The 14,957-nt window shown below is 48.2% G+C and carries 15 protein-coding genes and 2 tRNA genes; 11 read left to right on the top strand and 6 right to left on the bottom strand.

The genetic code is table 11. The annotated features are described in order from the left end of the window. Window positions 1-1,015: 1,015 nt before the first annotated feature. A complete protein-coding gene (locus tag ACYQ27_RS01030) occupies window positions 1,016-1,618 on the bottom strand; it encodes a nucleotidyltransferase domain-containing protein (RefSeq protein ID WP_460040808.1) in 603 nt (200 codons plus the stop codon). Continuing rightward, a complete protein-coding gene (locus ACYQ27_RS01025; protein WP_460040807.1) occupies window positions 1,584-1,919 on the bottom strand; it encodes a hypothetical protein in 336 nt (111 codons plus the stop codon). The genes ACYQ27_RS01030 and ACYQ27_RS01025 overlap by 35 nt, the downstream gene beginning before the upstream one ends. A gap of 504 nt (window positions 1,920-2,423) precedes the next feature. Between ACYQ27_RS01025 and ACYQ27_RS01020 the strand changes: the two genes are divergently transcribed. Continuing rightward, window positions 2,424-2,501 (top strand) — tRNA-Glu (locus ACYQ27_RS01020). Window position 2,502: 1 nt separating this feature from the next. Then, window positions 2,503-2,580, top strand: a tRNA-Ile gene (locus ACYQ27_RS01015). 293 nt (window positions 2,581-2,873) lie between these two features. Here ACYQ27_RS01015 and ACYQ27_RS01010 read toward each other — a convergent pair. Both ACYQ27_RS01010 and ACYQ27_RS01005 read right to left on the bottom strand, forming a co-directional pair. Next, window positions 2,874-3,257 carry a type II toxin-antitoxin system PemK/MazF family toxin gene (locus ACYQ27_RS01010; protein WP_460040806.1) on the bottom strand — a complete coding sequence of 128 codons (384 nt, stop codon included), beginning with the start codon at window positions 3,255-3,257 and terminating at the stop codon, window positions 2,874-2,876. Further along, window positions 3,241-3,513 (bottom strand): ribbon-helix-helix domain-containing protein, encoded by a 273-nt coding sequence (locus tag ACYQ27_RS01005; protein ID WP_460040805.1) that lies wholly within the window; start codon window positions 3,511-3,513, stop codon window positions 3,241-3,243. The genes ACYQ27_RS01010 and ACYQ27_RS01005 overlap by 17 nt, the downstream gene beginning before the upstream one ends. Window positions 3,514-3,988: 475 nt before the next feature. On the opposite strand from ACYQ27_RS01005, the gene ACYQ27_RS01000 reads away from it, so the two are divergent. From ACYQ27_RS01000 to ACYQ27_RS00975, 6 genes are all read left to right on the top strand, one after another. Continuing rightward, a complete protein-coding gene (locus ACYQ27_RS01000; RefSeq protein WP_460040804.1) occupies window positions 3,989-4,780 on the top strand; it encodes a type IV toxin-antitoxin system AbiEi family antitoxin domain-containing protein in 792 nt (263 codons plus the stop codon). Continuing rightward, entirely contained in the window at window positions 4,773-5,147 is a 375-nt protein-coding gene (locus ACYQ27_RS00995) for a nucleotidyl transferase AbiEii/AbiGii toxin family protein (RefSeq protein ID WP_460040803.1), read from the top strand. Before ACYQ27_RS01000 ends, ACYQ27_RS00995 begins: the two co-directional genes overlap by 8 nt. Window positions 5,148-5,332: 185 nt before the next feature. Continuing rightward, window positions 5,333-5,821 (top strand): nucleotidyl transferase AbiEii/AbiGii toxin family protein, encoded by a 489-nt coding sequence (locus ACYQ27_RS00990; protein ID WP_460040802.1) that lies wholly within the window; start codon window positions 5,333-5,335, stop codon window positions 5,819-5,821. Window positions 5,822-5,910: 89 nt separating this feature from the next. Then, window positions 5,911-6,090: a zinc finger domain-containing protein gene (locus ACYQ27_RS00985; RefSeq protein WP_460040801.1), complete on the top strand. Its 180-nt coding sequence runs from the start codon at window positions 5,911-5,913 to the stop codon at window positions 6,088-6,090. Between the two features lie 19 nt (window positions 6,091-6,109). After that, the gene (locus ACYQ27_RS00980) at window positions 6,110-6,385 is read left to right on the top strand and encodes an elongation factor 1-beta (protein ID WP_460040800.1); all 276 of its coding nucleotides are present in this window, start codon (window positions 6,110-6,112) and stop codon (window positions 6,383-6,385) included. Window positions 6,386-7,145: 760 nt separating this feature from the next. Next, window positions 7,146-7,349 carry a DUF2283 domain-containing protein gene (locus ACYQ27_RS00975; protein ID WP_460040799.1) on the top strand — a complete coding sequence of 68 codons (204 nt, stop codon included), beginning with the start codon at window positions 7,146-7,148 and terminating at the stop codon, window positions 7,347-7,349. 16 nt (window positions 7,350-7,365) lie between these two features. Here ACYQ27_RS00975 and ACYQ27_RS00970 read toward each other — a convergent pair whose 3' ends face one another. Together ACYQ27_RS00970 and ACYQ27_RS00965 are read right to left on the bottom strand one after the other, a co-directional pair. Beyond that, window positions 7,366-8,385 carry a tetratricopeptide repeat protein gene (locus tag ACYQ27_RS00970; protein ID WP_460040798.1) on the bottom strand — a complete coding sequence of 340 codons (1,020 nt, stop codon included), beginning with the start codon at window positions 8,383-8,385 and terminating at the stop codon, window positions 7,366-7,368. Window positions 8,386-8,511: 126 nt separating this feature from the next. Beyond that, window positions 8,512-9,825, bottom strand: a complete 1,314-nt coding sequence (locus tag ACYQ27_RS00965) for an RNA-guided endonuclease InsQ/TnpB family protein (RefSeq protein WP_460040797.1) — start codon at window positions 9,823-9,825, stop codon at window positions 8,512-8,514. Between the two features lie 315 nt (window positions 9,826-10,140). Here ACYQ27_RS00965 and ACYQ27_RS00960 point away from each other — a divergent pair, with 315 nt between their 5' ends. The 3 genes from ACYQ27_RS00960 (at window position 10,141) to ACYQ27_RS00950 (ending at window position 14,954) form a co-directional block, all read left to right on the top strand. Further along, window positions 10,141-11,985, top strand: coding sequence for an anaerobic ribonucleoside triphosphate reductase (locus tag ACYQ27_RS00960; protein ID WP_460040796.1), 1,845 nt, complete (start codon window positions 10,141-10,143; stop codon window positions 11,983-11,985). Window positions 11,986-12,005: 20 nt separating this feature from the next. Further along, window positions 12,006-12,728, top strand: coding sequence for an anaerobic ribonucleoside-triphosphate reductase activating protein (locus ACYQ27_RS00955; RefSeq protein WP_460040795.1), 723 nt, complete (start codon window positions 12,006-12,008; stop codon window positions 12,726-12,728). A gap of 96 nt (window positions 12,729-12,824) precedes the next feature. Beyond that, window positions 12,825-14,954 carry an ABC transporter substrate-binding protein gene (locus ACYQ27_RS00950; protein ID WP_460040794.1) on the top strand — a complete coding sequence of 710 codons (2,130 nt, stop codon included), beginning with the start codon at window positions 12,825-12,827 and terminating at the stop codon, window positions 14,952-14,954. Window positions 14,955-14,957: the final 3 nt, after the last annotated feature.

The raw sequence follows: 14,957 nt of genomic DNA, 5'->3' as shown, positions 1-14,957 counted from the left end.
AGTATTTCTCTGTTGTTCTTATTTTCTTTTTTAAGGGAGTTTCGGTTTCAAAATAGATATCCTCCCGATCTCTTCGAGGGTTTTCATATCACTCGCCTCTCAGCCATTCCTGAAATTCTTCGGCTCTCAGTATTTTTAAAGTGATGCCACCTTCCTTTTGCTATCCCTCAAATCGAGCAGATCCTTATCACGAGTTACCAGTTTTGCTTCATAAACAACATCCAGAAATCTGTTACCTCATAATCTCTGCAGAGGTTGAAATTTTCCTCTGAATTAACGATTAATGAGTGCAGGTCTAAAAGAGAAACATCCCTCTACTACGTTTTCAAAGTGTGTTCTTCTGAAATCTTCCGGGGTTTCTTCGGGACATTGGGCGCTGCGGTGAGGGAAGCCATGAAACTCTGATTGAAAAATTTGAGCGGGAGGAAAAAGTGAAGCATCCCATTCTGCGTGAAAAATTCACGCAGGTTATTAAGGCTTCTCGCAAATGCTTTTTGACCCTAAACTTGACCCTAAACTTGACCCCTTTTTTGCACGTCCTTATCCTTCCGCTCACCGAAATTTTCATTTACCCGTTCACATCGAAGCCACCGGCTGCCTCAAACAGAAGGCCACCAGCCTTCAGGCTGAACGGAAATAGTCCAAAACAAAATCACCCTCAAAACTTCAAAAAAATTCACAATCCCAAAAATATACAGGCACAACAAAAGAAACAGCTTCCACACGATATCATTCTGTGGAACTTTCTTCACCTTTCCGAAACTTTCCTCTGCACATAGCAAACTTGGTTAATTCCCTTTTCTGAAACTAAGCTTTCTTCACCTTCCCGAAACTTTTCTCTGCACATAGCCAGATACCATACATCCTTCCACTTTTCCATATGTCTTTGATGATGGGGGGACTTCTTCCCCGGCCCTGAAGGGCGAGGCCTGCAAAAGAAAAATGTCAAGCTGAGGAATAGCCAACCTCTTATTAAAACCTTCTCTGACCCTTAATGGTTAAAAAGAACAGCAGGCTAAGCTTTAATACCAAACATTAAATAAACCTCATACTCCACTCCCCAATAGTCCAAGAATTCTTTGAATCTGTAAGTATTCTCTATAGGGATTAAAATTACCCAAGGAGCTAAGTATTTTCCGTTAATTTCTTTGATAAACCCACCATCCCCATTTCTCCCCTTAAGGGCATAATTAAACTTCTTTCTCTGGTTCTTATCTAATCCGTGCAGATTTATATTAAACAAACTATACCCTTCACTGTTCATTAGTTCGTGGATTGGCTTTCCCCTGGTGAGTGAAAAACCTTCTATGATAATTCCAGGGGTAGCCAGATAGTTTGGATCCCAAAGACTCTCCAGGTTGATGGCCTTGACGTCTAACTTTTCGTGAGGAAAGCCCAAGTCTAAGAGTTTCTCTTTGAATTCAAAAGCTAAATCAAATCTTTCTCCCTCCCTTGCTCTCCTCAAAAGGAGCATAAAATCATAATCATTAGGCTTCTTTTTTCCCTTTACGGAGGATCCATAGAGGACAATATCGAAGATTTTCCTATGCTTTTTCTTGAACTTTTTGGCTACCCCCATAAGCTTATCTAATTCTATCGGTAAGCCTGAGAACGGCATTCCTCAACTCCTCCACTTCTCTTTTTCTAACCCTCTCCTGATAGGTGTCCCGGTAGAAATTAACGAACTTATCAACTACCCTGTACAAATCCGGATAATGCTCCCTTAAAATCCTGAACCTATGAGTATGGTTCTCCGGCTCTTTGTTTAAATCCCTCTTAATGATGTAATCACAAATTCCAACCAAAGCTTTAAAGTAAAGCATTAGGGAAGCATTATATTTTCCCTGTTTATAAGCTAACTCTCCCATATCTATGTACTCCCGAATATTAGCCTTTAAACGGCCTAAATCTATCGGCATATAATCGCCTCTTTTCGGTCATGAGAACAACAAAGCAATATAAAAGCTTTTTTGTTCTCATGACCACGAATATGCTTTAGACCACCATTAATATATTGGAAATGGATGTTTTTCTCATTCAATAAACAGACCTTCTTTTGACCCTGGTTACGCCAACATCTGACCTCTTCTCCAGCCCTGAAGGGCGAGGCTTGAAGGAAAAAATATCACCCTCCTTTCAGTGTCTAATCCCCCGTTTTCAGAATATTAGACCACTTCCGGGGCAAATCATTGATTAAAAACGCTACGCGGGCCTCCGATTTCCAGAAGCATGTACAGTATTCAAACATACCCAAAATGTCCATGGAAATGCTGACCACCCGGCCCTTTTCCTTCATAAGTCCCTAGTTAACTCCACGGATACCTTCCCATACCCTGAAAGCAGGAAAGCCGCAATAAACCGCAGTTATTCCAATGCAGGCCGAAAACTTTTTAAATCAACTCCAGCCTTATGGTATTGGACACGCCCCGGTGGTGTAGCCCGGTCAATCATGCGGGACTCTCGATCCCGCGACCCGGGTTCAAATCCCGGCCGGGGCACCATGGGCCCGTGGCTCAGCCTGGTCAGAGCGCCCGCCTGATAAGCGGGAGGTCCGGGGTTCGAAGCCCCGCGGGCCCACCATAGAAACTTTTCTGGCGAAAAGTTTCAGTGCCGGCGGAAGGTTTGTGTATGGTTCTAAGGGCACTGTCCTTCAGAGAGTATAAGACAGAAACCAAGTTAATCTCCACCAAATTTGGGCTCTAGTCTGTTCAAGTCGACTAAGACATGGGGATTTTGTTCTGTTTGGATAGACTATAATGCGGTGAGGATCTTTCCCCAAGAGCGGGGAGAGGCGGATTCTTGTCCTCTACGGCCTCCGTGGTGTTGGGAAGACAACGATGCTTGCCCGGGTAAGGAATTTTAGTTTCATTGAACTAGAGCCCGGTTAAAAATAGTTTCCTCAGGTTGGCTCTAACCTCATCGATTTTTTCAGGGGACAGCATCCCTATTCTGGTTCGGACTTCACGTTTTGAGACGGAAAACACAATGTACGGCTTTATGAGGCTCGGCCGGATAAAGGCTCCTTCATAAAGGCAAACGTCATCTCCCGTTATCTCAACATTGTACTCCTCGAACCCGCTCCCAAGGTTGGACGTTATTTGGCAGACCACGATGCTGTTGCTGACTCTGTTGAACTTTGAGTTTGAGAGGATCAAAACAGGGCGGGGCTTCTTCCGTGCCGAGTCGGTAAAAGGGAAAGCCACCGTAATAATCTCCCACTGCTGGAGATCTCCTTTGGGCTCACATCTCGGGCTCATACTTCACACCCTTAACCTCGCTCCAGTACTCGTCGGCCTCGCTTTCCCAATCCTCGGCAAGGATGGGCTCTACCATCTTCTGGATAGCTTTCAGGTATTCTTCATCCCTGATCTCCTTTGGGAGGAGTTTGTTCCTCATTATAAAGTCCCTGAGGGCCTCTTTGATGACCTCACTCCTGCTGGAGTAATACCCCGCCTGAACCAGCCGGTCTATTTCGGCCGCTAGTGCCGGGGGAATCCTAGCAGTAATCTTCACGCTGGCACCCATTTGTATCCCTATTTAACCCATTTGTCCGACATCATAAAAAGGTTTCCACATGGGGCGAGGGGGTGGAGCCCCCAGCAACCTTTGCTGGGCAGAGGTTGATCAAAAGTCTTAACTGCATAATCTGCTGAAGTAAGTTTGTGTGTCTTCTATATAAGTTTGAGAGTTTTGACTGGTTTTATTTCAATCAGCCGTTTTTTGTTTTGGTTTCTTATTGTTTTAGCGCCCGTAGGGCGCTGTTGGAGTGAAACATGTGAGTTTGAGTATTATACGGAAAAACCATTTTGGAGAAGATCGTCAATGAGGACACACAAACTTTGATGAAACTTTGCGAAGGCAAAGTTTTCTGCAGGGATGGAACCCCGCATCTCGGCATATCAAGTGAGTGGTTATAGAATGCCATTAGTTACACTCCTTTAATCTGTTCCGAAAATTTTATTAAGAAAATGACCATATTGGTCATTATATGTGGAAAAATTACTACCTGACAAAAACTGAACAGGATATAATGCGGGCAATACGAGGGACTGATATAGTGAGTGCTGACGAGATTAGAGCGCTCTTTCCAAGTCTCAGCGGGGGAATGGTTAGGAAGGTTCTTTCGAGCCTCTCAAGAAAGGGCTACCTCACGAGGCTGAAGAAAGGCCTCTATCTCGTCAATGAACACCCCGGAAACCCCTCAATAAAAAACCCTTACAGGATAGCCCTTGCTCTATTCCCGGGGTACATCGCCTTCTCTTCCTCCTTGAGGCTTTATGGCTTACTCGAATACGAGCCATTCACAATATTCGTGGCCACACCAAAAAAATCAGGTGAGAGAACCATTAGAGAGTACACGATCAAGGCCGTTGCCCTGGGAGAAAAGGCCACAGGAATGACGCTTAAGGATGGAATCTATACATCCACCCTCGCGAAGACGTTCTTCGACTGCTTTTACAAGCCGAGATACTGCGGGGGCTACTCTGAGATAACCAAAGCCCTTTATGAGGCCGGAAAACTCGACTGGGACGAATTCTTGGGCTACTTCGAACGCTTTGCCAGCGACTCCCTCTGCCAAAGGACTGGCTATGTTCTGGAGCTCCTCAAAAACGAGTTAGGAGTAAACATCCCCGAGGAAGTTCTTAACTATCTGAGGGGCAGAGTTAAGGGCTGGACGAAGCTCGTTCCAACTTTTCCCTCCCGCGGGAGGAGCATTAAGGAGTGGAAAGTGATAGACAACCTTGGAAAGGAGAAGATACTGGGGTGGGCGTATGGATGAGGAAATGCTCCTGTATCTGGCAGCGAAGACCGGGCTGGGCCTGAACTACATTGCCAAGGAGGAGCGTATTTCATTCTTGTTAAGCCAGCTGTGGGAAATCTTCGGCGAGAAGGCGATACTTAAAGGCGGAACTGCTCTCAACAGGGTTTACCTTGTAAAGATTGGAGCAGCAAGGTTTTCTGAGGACATAGACATTGATTATTTTGACGGCGACCTCGGCACCGCAGCCGAGGAGATAAAAGAGGGCATGAAACTCGTCGAGGGATTTGACGTTAAAGGCCCGGGGGTTCTGCACAGAACTTTCCGCTTCGACTGCTACTATACTAACCGTTCTGGTTGTCCGCTACTTTTGGAACTTTTGAAATAATCGTAGCGGATAACCTTCCACCCTCCCGTCTTCATTGGGTGGCTTTCGGGGGGAACGGAGACTCCCCACATCTTCCGTTTTCAGTCTCCATTCGGGCTTACAAACCCCACATATCGGAGACCGCCACACTATCCTAAAATAAACTCCAAAACTATTTAAAAATTACGGAAAACAAAAGAATTCAAATGCTCCAATTGTTGCCATCTACGAAACAGCCCCTTGGAAACAGGGACAGGGTTAAAGTTGAGTTCTACCTCAGCAGGCCGCCCTACGTTGAGGCCAGAATTGAGCTGGTTAAGTCTCCCTTCGTCAGTGAGTATCCGACCATGTTCATGGTCTACTCCTTCGAGGACCTGCTCGCCAAGAAACTCGCCGCTCTCTACAACCGCACCGAGGGCAAGGATATCTACGATTCTTTCCACGCCCTCAACATGGAGTTTGATAAGAAAAGGCTGGAAAATGCTTTGAAGCTCACCCTTGAATTCTACCACATTAATAATGAGGACTTCCTAAAGAGTTTAATTGAAAAGCTCGATTACGCAAAGGAAAATGCCCGGTACATCGGCAACTCCACCAACCACTTCATTCCAAAGAGCTTACGCCCCAACTGGGAGGGAATGATAGAAAGCCTGAGGCTCAGGATTGAAGAACTGGGGCAGGTGCTCTCATTGTAGTTCGCGCCTTCCTCCAGAGAAAGGTTTATAAGTCAACTCCATTAACGCCCTTCAGTGATTAAAAACCACCTTTCTAGGGGGTGTTGGCAGTGGAAGCCAAATTTGACATACCTGTGTGCACATCATGCGGAAAGGAGATAGGCCCAAGGGAAAACGCCACTCATTTCGTGTGCCCGAACTGTGGCGAGGAAATAATATGGAGATGCGAAAGCTGCAGAGTCCTGGCCGTACCGTACAAATGCCCCAAGTGCGGCTGGGAGGGACCATAAACAGAGGGAGGTGAAAAAGATGACAGACTTCAATCTCGTTGGCGTTATAAAGGTCATGCCGACCGATCCTGAAGTAAACCTCGATGAGCTTGAGGAGAAGCTTAAGGCGGCAATTCCTGAGAAGTTCGGTTTAGCAAAGGTTGAGCGCGAGCCCATAGCCTTCGGGTTAGTTGCGCTCAAGTTCTACGTCCTCGGAAAGGACGCCGAGGGCTACTCCTACGACGAGGTCGCCGAGCTCTTCAGGCAGGTCGAGAACGTGGAAAGCGCGGAAGTCGAGACCGTTTCGAGGATCTGAATCCTCATTCCTTTTCTCATATCAAGGTCTTGATTTGAATGCAAAAACCACAATATTTTTAGTTTTCTGGCCAAATTATGTTTTGATGAGGATTGCCCTAACAGAGCATGCAAAAGAAAGGCTTAGAGAACGGGAGATTGACATACGGTTATCGATTCATCCAAAAGAAAGTTCTATGATCTGCGCTCGGGTCATTTTGTTGCAATTGGTAGGAGGAGAATCCCCGGGCACTGGTTGATAATAGCCTACGATAAAATAGAGGATACTGTTGAAGTTATAACCGTTATAGACACCACTGACCTCCTCCCCTTTGCGGGGGTTCCACCGGAAACCCCCTAACCTAAAGGCGGGAAGGTTTGAGGGGTCTCCATCAGAGAACCCTTTCAAGGGTCCCCTGAACCCCTCCGGCCGGGTCTTCGGCCAGTTACCCCTACCCCCCGCTAAAGCGGGAAGGCTCAGGGTTATGGTTCAAAGGCCACCTTTCGGAGTTTTTGACCGCTTCAATGGGCAGAGCCTTGAGAGGACGCCTTACGGCGTCAACCCCCCAACGCTGGAGGGTGAAACCCCTCGTCTCATCGGGTTGTCTTACTACGGCCTCTTCGAGGCCCTATTACGCTGGCAAAACTTAAAAGGCTTTCGGTGATCTGAATGGCAGACTCAAGAACACTGCATCCCCACCCTAACGGACGAGGCTTTCGGAAGGTAAGAGCCTCGATAAAATCATTGAAAGACGAGTATCATCCCGGAGGTGGGTGGAGGTATGAAAGTAAGATACGATCCAAATGCTGACATCTTATACATCCTGATTAGAGAGGGCCCCGTGACCGATACCGATGAAGTTGACGACGATGTATGGTTTGAGTACGACAAGAATGGCAATGTCGTTGGAATCGAAATATGGAACGCCGGGGAAAACGTCATCAGAAAGAGCCTCCTTGAGATAGAGCGCTACACAAGGGATTAAATGAGGAAATAAAGGCCTAGAACCCTGGCCCAAAACTCAGCTTTGGCCTCTTCCACTCGTCGAGGATGGCTTTGAGCTCCTCGTTTTCCACCTTTGAGTAGAGCTCATCGAAGCGGGCTTTGGCGTTATCATCTCCAGCCTTCCAGCGGGCGAGCTCACCTATTGCCCTGAAGAAGTACGCAGTATCATCCTCGAAGAGCTCCGCAAAGGACTCCATGTTTTTGGCAACCGTCTCGTAGGCGTTCTCGTTGAAGAGCCCCTCGATGAAGTCAACGAGCGTCTCGAAGACGAGACCGAGCGCTTCATCCCCCGTTTCCACAGCCTTAACGAGGCCATCCCTGAGCGCCCTGAAGGCCTTTTCATACTCCTCCCTTCCCGCAAATATCTCCGCCTCAACGAGCTTTGCATTGACCTCTATTTCATCCTCCCTCGGCTGTCTGAGAACCACCCCTATCAGCGCCTCTGCGGTATCGTAGTCCCCGAGCTCGTAGTGGAAGTGCGCCAGATCGAGCAGGCTAACCATATGGTTCCTTCCGTCCCCGAGCCTCTCGAAAATCTCCTTGGCACGCTCCATGAGCTCGATTGCCTTTTCAGTTTCTCCGAGTTCGTCGTAGTTCACCGCTATGTTCGCCAGTGTTAGGGCTATCTCCCTCTCGTTACCCAGCTTTTCCTCAAGCTTGAGGAGCTCCTCGTAGGTCTCTATAGCCTTCTCCGGCATGCCGAAGTGCTCGTATGCATCGGCCAGGTAGTAGAGTGCCGTCGCGTACTCCTCCGGGTCGTCTCTCTTACGCTCCGCCAGCTCCCTGTAGAGCTCAATGCCGCTCTCCACATCGTCGAGGTGTGCATAAACGTGGGCCATCTCATGGGCCAGCTCGTAGGGGTCGCCACAGCCAACGACGGCCTCCTTCAGCCTCTCCAGCTCTTTTCTCAGCGTCTCCTCGTCCTCGATGCCCTCGATGTAATCGTCAAAAAGCTCAAGCAGCTTCTCGCAGTCATTCTCGCTCAAAGCCTTCTCCCACTCCTTTCCGAGCTCCATTTTCCATCACCTGATTCCGGTTCGCCGGACGGGTTAAAAAGCTATTGAATTATCGTAAGGGAAAACATCAAAAGAACTGCTATCTTCTATCAAAACCTGACCTCCTCCCCTTTGCGGGGGTTTGGCTTAACCCCTCGCCAGTGATGGGGAGGTTTGAGGGGTTCTCATCAAAGAACCCGTTAAAACGGGTTCTTCGAACCCCTCCGGCCCGGTCTCAGGCCAGTTACCCCTACCTGCCGTCAAACCCGGTAGGCTGGGGGTTATGGTTTTCACAGCCTTCCTCAAAATGTTGAACGCTCCAACTAAATCCGCGTTCATAACAACACCCTCCCCGCGGCACTCAAACAAACCCCTAACAAAGCGAGCGTTAGAATGCCGCTGGCCACAGAGGGGACAGGATTGAGAAGTGAAAGCCTCACCCGTGATTATAACACTAATACCATACTCCTCAGCAACTTCCTTCAAGCGTTTGATAACATAATTAAACCTCCACACGTGAGAGAGAATGAAATTCTGCGTTCTGCCTTTGTCTGAGTTTCTGGCTATGCCTTTAGGATAACCGACCACAATCCCTGAGACTCCAAGCTCATAAAGCCTTCTCACGGTTTGCCTTACGGCAGTGTTAATGTAGTGTCTTGCTTGAAGTTTGGCCTTCTCATGCATTCTCTTGAACTTCCTGCTCGTTTTAGCTCCGGACTTGTTGAGTTTAGACTGATAGTCGGCGATTCTTCTTCTCCAGTAAAAGTCAATGCTCTTTAAAGGCCTCCCGTTCACGAGGAAGCTCTGGCCGTTTTCAACGTAAACAGCCATTAAATTGTTCACTCCCAAGTCAATTCCCGCTGAGAGGTTACCTTTTGGTGTTCTCGGGAGTGCAACCCACTCCCCACTCTCAAGTTTCTCCTCGACCGTGAAGCTTAGATGAGCGTACCACTTCCGCTTTACCCCATCATAAGTGATTTCTAACCTCCCCTGCTTGCCTTTTAAGTGTATTCTCTCCTTGAACTGGATTTTGAGCCTGCCGAATCTTCCGAGCCTCCTCAACTCGATGACGTTTCCCATAATTTTATACTGGTCGTTCCGGAGTGGAATTATGAAGAGTTTTCTGCCATTTTCCTCCCTGATAAATTTTGGCGGTTTTGGCTTAAACCATTCGGGCAGTTCTCCCTTCTTTTTCTTCCGGTTGAGGGAGAAGAAGCTCCGCCACGCCTCAGCGTTCTTTCGGGCTAATTGTTGAACAGTTGAACCACCAGTCCAGTTTTTGAAAAGGTGGTAAGCTTCTTTTTCTGTTCCGTTAAAGTCGATTTTGCCAAATTCTTTGAATTGTTTTAAACGCTGGTAATTGAGTTTGTTCCAGATTATTGCCGTGGCGTGAGCTAATTCGAAGAGGATGTCTTCTTGAGCTTTTGAGGGCTGTAGTTTAACCGTTACTGAACGCTTCATTTCAATGAATAGTATTGGTTTTAAGCTTTAAAATAGTGTTGTTTTCCGGGTTGAGAGCTGGATTACCAAACACCGTACCCCCGCCCAAAGAACGAGGCCTGCAAAAGAAAAAAGTCAATAACTCGACGGATAGTATTCCAACTTATAAAATTGACTGGCATTTTGAATGGAAGAACACCAACTCACTGGAAGATAAATGGATATTTTAACCAACATTTTCGAGAGAAATTGACGTCCTGCTCATCACCCCATGGGCAAGGGTTATATTCATTGCCTGAGCCTTCAGATATTGGATAAATTATCCAGGTGGTACAAATGGAGAGTGCAAGGAAAGACTTAATGACGGAGTACTCAAGTTGGGAGGGCCTCGACGTCCTAGAGAACGCAAACCGCTACCCCGGACCGACGGGCTTCTTCGCCTACGTGATGGAGGAGGCCTTAAAAGATAGCCTCTCACTAGTCCCGAAGGAGGGAAGGAAGGCCCATTTCATGGGAGAGATCTACATTCACAAACTCCCTTACAGCCTCTACATTCCCTACTGCACCGGTCACAGCACAGCACGACTCCTTGAGAAGGGCCTCAAAACACCGACGATAGTATCAAAGCCGGCCAAACACTTCGACACCTACGTTGATCACATAGCGAACTACCTCATAACCATGCAACACTACTTCAGCGGCGCCCAGGCTCTGAGTTCAGTGGAATGGTACGCCGGGCCGTTTATACGGGAAGAAGACCTGAGCAGACATAAAATAAAGCAGGGGATTCAGAGGCTGGTATACAACCTCAACTATCCGAGCAGGGTCGGGATGCAAACCCCTTTCACGAACTTCACCGTAACGCTCGACGCCCCGAAGAAGATGCTCGAAGGCGACCACGCAGTCTACGCCGGTGAAAGGGTCGAACCGCTCGGCGAGTACGAAAGGGAAGCAAAGGACTTTTTTATCGCTCTAACAGAGGTTCTTCGCGAGGGTGATGCCCTTGGACAACCGTTCACCTTCCCCATTCCGACTCTGATGACCACCTCCAAGATGCTCTGGGACGACCCTGAGATCTTCGAAGCGGTCTTTAAAACGGCATCAAAGCGCGGGAGCTTCTACTGGTTGAACACAAGGATAGTGGATCCAGATGCAAGCTACGCCATGTGCTGCAGAATAGCCATTGACAAAACGGAGATGACACTCGCTTTTGGAGTTTCCAAAAAGAGCACGGAGGAAGAGGCCATTGAAAGACTTGAGCGGGGCAGCTTCGGTGGACTCTGGGCGATGCCTGACGTTACGGGCTCTGTGAACGTTACGACGGTGAACCTCCCTAGGCTTGCACTCAAGGCCAATGGAAACGACAATGCCTTCTGGAAAGAGTACGAACACGTCCTTGAAACAGTCAGGAGAACCACCGACTGGTTCAGGGAGCGCTACATGAGGCTGATAACGAATTGCCGCCACATGTACAGCATGATTCACACCTACCTTCCAGAATTTCTGGGGAGTCACTTCAACACGGTGGGGATCCTTGGCCTTCCTGAGGCCGTTGCAATTTACCTCAACGAGCCAAAGCTCTGGGAGGAAGGAAGCAGGAAGGACTGGCTCAAAGCTGCGGAGCTGATGAAGGAGATGGTCAAGTTCGCGACTTCCAAAGCTAGGGAGTGGATGGGAGAAACCGGCATTCCATGGAACGTGGAGGAGGTTCCCGGCGAGAGCGCCGCGGCAAAGCTCGCCGTGAAGGACCTACACGACTTTCCCGAGCTTAAAGAGTATCTCAATGACCCCGAGAACCCGATTTACTCCACTAGCATAGCCCCCTACTACGGCTCGCTTGAGCTGGGTGACAGGATACGCATAGAGGAGAAGGTTCAGAGAATCTTTACCGGAGGTGTGATGATGCACATATTCCTCGGAGAGGAGCCGGATCCAGAAGCACTGGCAAAACTCACAAGGAGGCTCATGAGAACCGAACTCGTGTACTGGAGCTACACTCCGGCTTTAACCGTCTGCAACGACTGTAAATTTTCAACTACCGGCCTTCACACCCACTGCCCGCGCTGCGGAAGCGAGAACGTCGAGATATGGAGCAGAATAATCGGCTACTACAGACCCCTAAAGAACTGGAACCCCTTCAGGAAGAAGGAGTTCTGGACAAGGAGGCACTACCCCTCCTGATCCTTTTTGGAGGTGGTTTAATGCTCACCGCAGGCTGGAAAAGTGTGAGCATGGTTGACGTTCACGGGAGCATTACCTTCACCCTGTGGCTCTGCGGGTGCAACCTCAAGTGCCCCTTCTGCCACAACTGGCGTATCGCCGAAGGACTCGACTGCTTCAGGCTTGACGGGGACCAACTCCTCGAGGATCTCGAAACTTCGGCTTTCATGGTGGACTACTTCCACGTCACCGGTGGCGAGCCGCTGATGCAATGGCGAGAACTGGGCTCGCTCTTCGCCGAAGTGAAGCTTCTCGACGTCCCGGTTAGTCTGAACACCAACCTTACCCTCATTGGTCCCCTCGAAAAACTCCTAGCGGCCGGTCTGGTGGATCACATCGCCACCGACCTCAAGGCACCGCCGGAACTCTACAGCCTTCCCGAAAAGCCTACAGAAAAACTCTGGAAGCTCTTCCTCAGGGGGCTTGAAGTCGTTTCGGATCATGGGCTCCCGCTCGAGCTTAGAATCCCGGTGGCGAAGGAGATGAACGCGTGGCCCCACATAGAGGAGAGCTTGAGGAGAGTTGAAACAGACTTCCACGTCGTCCTTAATCCCCTCGTAGGGAGGCCTCTAACCAACCCGAGGGATGAGAGCTGGTGTTTGGAACACTGCTGGCCCGAGGGGGAGCTTTTAGAGCTGAAAGAGAGACTTGAGAGCCTCGGGATTGAGGTTCATCTCAATGGAACCATCTTAACTATGGGTTGAGAACCCACCGTTTTAAAAAGCGTTAAAAATTCCCGCTTTGATTCCTGTATGATAATACCAATAACTAAATTAGTAGCACGATTGGTGGTGAAATTGATGAAGAGTAGCAAAAAACTCTTGGCGTTGCTTATGCTCTCAGTTTTAGTTTTCAGCGTCTTTAGTGCCGGGTGCATAAGTGAAAAAGCTACCAAAACCACATCAAGCAGTATTAAGCCAGCTCAAAATGTCCAGGAACAAAAAACCACTCCAACAACCACCAGCAAGACCGGATATCCCCTAACCATTACAGATTTTGCAGGAAGGAAGGTCACTATAGAAAAGTCCCCTGAAAGGGTTGTAGTCCTGAGTACTTACTGGGCAGAGATACTCTCAATTCTTGGCGTTCAAAAAAGGATAGTTGGAATAGGAAGGTACATACCCCATGATCCATATGTCCCAGAAGACGTCAGAAAAAAACCCGTCGTAGGTAGCAACTTCAAAGGCCTGAACTGGGAAACAGTAGCCGGGCTCAAACCTGACCTCATAATAATTGACTGGTATGGCGGGAAGTATGCAGATGCAGAAACCATAAAAAAAGCGGAGCAGCTTGGCATACCCGTAATAGCACTTACGGCAAAGAGTGTTAAAGATAACATTAGGATCGTTGAGCTCCTTGGAAAAGTCTTCGGAAGGGAGAAAAAGGCTGAAGAACTCGCAAGTTGGATGCAGGAAAAGCTGGATGAAGTTAAAAAGATAACCAGCCAGATACCCAATAACAAGCGAAAGAACGTCCTTATGATAAACGCCCCGATAGATATAAACAAGCCAATCACAATGTATGCAAATGGGAGTGCGTGGGCAAGCATAGTCCAGCTTGTAGGTGCTCATAACCTAGCTTTTGACAAAAAGTTCAACACACCATGGCCAAAGCTCGATCTTGAAAGAATAATAGCCTATTGGGGGAATAAAACGGATGTCCTAATCCTCACTTCATTCAGCAAAGAGAGGCTCGACAAGGCATTAAGTGCAATCAGAACAGACCCAAGATGGAGGGCAATTAAAGCCGTAAAAGAAGGCCACGTCTATGGGATTTTAGCAGGTTCCAACGGATTCTTGGACTGGGGGCCGAGGATAATAGTGGGCGTTTATCAGATTGGAAATATAATCTATCCCGAATATTACCCGGACTGGAAGCCGGTGGCGAAAGACCTGCTTGAAAACTTCTATGGAGTTAAGTACAACACTCCGATAACAGTAATGGATTCAATGGGCAGAAAAATAACCTTTGAAAAGCCGCCTGAGAGGGTCATAGCCCTCAACGGTTATTGGGCAGAGGTAATGTACTGCCTTGGAGTCGCAGATAGAATCGTTGGCATAGGGAAATACGTGCCCTACGACCAGTTTCTGCCAGAAGACGTCAGGAAAAAACCCACCGTCGGGACAACCTGGGAAAAAGCCATCAACTGGGAAACCGTGGCCGGCCTCAAACCCGATTTAATCCTGATGGGACGCTGGAAAGGAGGCTTCACCCCCGGAGAGCTTGAGGTCATAGAGAAATCCAGGGAGTTTGGATTCAAAGTTCTGGCCCTCGGAATCCCAGACTCCAATGCAACCGGAACAGAAATGCCCTACGAGAACATCAGAATAATAAGAGTTCTCGGAAAAGTTTTCGACAGAGAGAAGAGGGCTGAAGAATTAGCGAGCTTCCTTGAGAAATACTACAACGAAGCTTTAGACATAGCGAGCAGGATACCGGCAGACAAAAAGAAGAACGTTCTCATAGTCTACGGGTCATCCATAACAGGGAAATACGCAACAGGAGAAATAAGCATAGCATACAGGGGCTCGGCATACGCTCAAACAGTAGAACTTGTGGGGGCGCACAACGTTGCATTCGACTACAACTTCTCAACCCAGTATCCAAAGTTTGACCTCGAAAAGCTCATAGCATACTTCGGGAACAAGACAGACGTTTTAATAGTGGTTGATTGGGACGCAAAGAGACTCAGTGAAGCTGTGGAAAAGATAAAGAACGACCCGAGATGGCAGCAGATTAAAGCCGTTAAAGACGGCCATGTCATTGGGATACTAGTGAGCTCATGGTCAAAGAATGCAGCGGCTCTCTACGGACCCAGATTTGTGACCGGAATCTATGCCTTCGGTCATGCAATTTATCCCGAGTACTACCCGGACTGGAAGCCGATATACCGGGAACTCATCAAGAGGTTCTACGGCATGGAGGGCTAATCA

It is taken from the genome of Thermococcus atlanticus, from assembly GCF_054657855.1.
This window is presented reverse-complemented; position numbering and strand designations above follow the sequence as displayed.

Excerpts from the sequence above, each read along its gene's own strand:
- ACYQ27_RS00965 (WP_460040797.1), bottom strand. The coding sequence starts at position 9,825 with ATGAAGCGTTCAGTAACGGTTAAACTACAGCCCTCAAAAGCTCAAGAA.
- ACYQ27_RS01025 (WP_460040807.1), bottom strand. The coding sequence starts at position 1,919 with ATGCCGATAGATTTAGGCCGTTTAAAGGCTAATATTCGGGAGTACATA.
- ACYQ27_RS00995 (WP_460040803.1), top strand. The coding sequence starts at position 4,773 with ATGGATGAGGAAATGCTCCTGTATCTGGCAGCGAAGACCGGGCTGGGC.
- ACYQ27_RS00950 (WP_460040794.1), top strand. The coding sequence starts at position 12,825 with ATGAAGAGTAGCAAAAAACTCTTGGCGTTGCTTATGCTCTCAGTTTTA.
- ACYQ27_RS00980 (WP_460040800.1), top strand. The coding sequence starts at position 6,110 with ATGACAGACTTCAATCTCGTTGGCGTTATAAAGGTCATGCCGACCGAT.
- ACYQ27_RS00975 (WP_460040799.1), top strand. The coding sequence starts at position 7,146 with ATGAAAGTAAGATACGATCCAAATGCTGACATCTTATACATCCTGATT.
- ACYQ27_RS01030 (WP_460040808.1), bottom strand. The coding sequence starts at position 1,618 with ATGCCGTTCTCAGGCTTACCGATAGAATTAGATAAGCTTATGGGGGTA.
- ACYQ27_RS00955 (WP_460040795.1), top strand. The coding sequence starts at position 12,006 with ATGCTCACCGCAGGCTGGAAAAGTGTGAGCATGGTTGACGTTCACGGG.
- ACYQ27_RS00990 (WP_460040802.1), top strand. The coding sequence starts at position 5,333 with ATGCTCCAATTGTTGCCATCTACGAAACAGCCCCTTGGAAACAGGGAC.
- ACYQ27_RS00960 (WP_460040796.1), top strand. The coding sequence starts at position 10,141 with ATGGAGAGTGCAAGGAAAGACTTAATGACGGAGTACTCAAGTTGGGAG.
- ACYQ27_RS01010 (WP_460040806.1), bottom strand. The coding sequence starts at position 3,257 with ATGAGCCCGAGATGTGAGCCCAAAGGAGATCTCCAGCAGTGGGAGATT.
- ACYQ27_RS01000 (WP_460040804.1), top strand. The coding sequence starts at position 3,989 with ATGTGGAAAAATTACTACCTGACAAAAACTGAACAGGATATAATGCGG.
- ACYQ27_RS00970 (WP_460040798.1), bottom strand. The coding sequence starts at position 8,385 with ATGGAGCTCGGAAAGGAGTGGGAGAAGGCTTTGAGCGAGAATGACTGC.